This is a genomic window from Gemella haemolysans (assembly GCF_001553035.1).
Taxonomy (GTDB): Bacteria; Bacillota; Bacilli; order Staphylococcales; family Gemellaceae; genus Gemella; species Gemella haemolysans_B.
In genome coordinates this window covers 1-1021 of record NZ_KQ959939.1, presented here as the reverse complement: position 1 = coordinate 1021, position 1021 = coordinate 1, and the positions used below count along the sequence as shown (strand labels likewise).

Annotated in this window: 1 protein-coding gene; it reads left to right on the top strand. The window is 28.8% G+C overall.

Annotated features, from left to right (window positions below; all coding sequences use genetic code 11):
• Positions 1 to 1021 (top strand): ISL3 family transposase (locus HMPREF3186_RS02830; RefSeq protein WP_060913852.1); only part of this gene is annotated, 1021 nt, incomplete at both ends.

Genomic DNA, 1021 nt, shown 5'->3' with positions numbered 1-1021 from the left:
AAAACAGAGGAAATTGAAATAAATGGTTGTAAGCATCTCGTTTATTACGGAGTATTGGAAGATTCATCTAACTCTTGTCCTTATTGTAAAGAATGTAAGATAACTAATAACGGTTATAGAAGAGTAAAGGTTAAAATTCCTGCTATTTCTGATAAACCAGCTATCTTGTATTTAAATAAACATCGTTTTATATGTAGAGGTTGTCGTAAATCATTCACAGCTGAAACTACTGAAGTTAGAAAGTATTCTAATACTTCTAAAAATCTACGAGCTGGAATTATTAAAAGGTTATCTAAAGAGAATACTTCAAAGGAAATAGCTGAATCTTGTGCTGTTTCTACTAACACTGTATTAAGAATACAGTCTAATCTATCTAAAACTTTAGAAAGACCTAAAAGTTTACCTTATTATATGTGCTTTGATGAGATTTCTTCCACTTCTGATAGCATAAGTAAAATGAGCTTCGTGTATGCAGACGCATTAACTCATAAAATACAAAATATACTTCAAGGTAGAACTAATAAAATTATTAAAGACTACTTCTTATACTATTCTTATCAAGAACGTTGTAAGGTCAAAGCCGTAGTTATTGATATGAACTCTGGTTATAAAAGTATTATTAGAGAACTTTTCCCTAATGCGAAGATAGTTATCGATAGATTTCATATTGTTCAACTAGTTAATAGAGCTTTTAATAAATATAGAGTTTCATTTATGAACAGTATTAAAGATAAAAATAAAGCGTTATACAGACAATTGAAATGTTATTGGAAGAATCTCCTTACAAGCTATGATGAATTAGATAATGGTACCAATAAGAAGTTTAAATACTTTAAGTACATCACTACTGAACAAGATATTGTCAACTACCTAATTAAGCAAGATTCTCAGCTTTATAAGTGTTATTGGCTTATCCAAGACCTTAGAGAAGCTCTTGAAAAAGATGATTTTGATAGGTTTAAAGCTTTAATTAACGATAAATCTACTTTACCTAGATATATGTTTACAGCTATTAAAACAC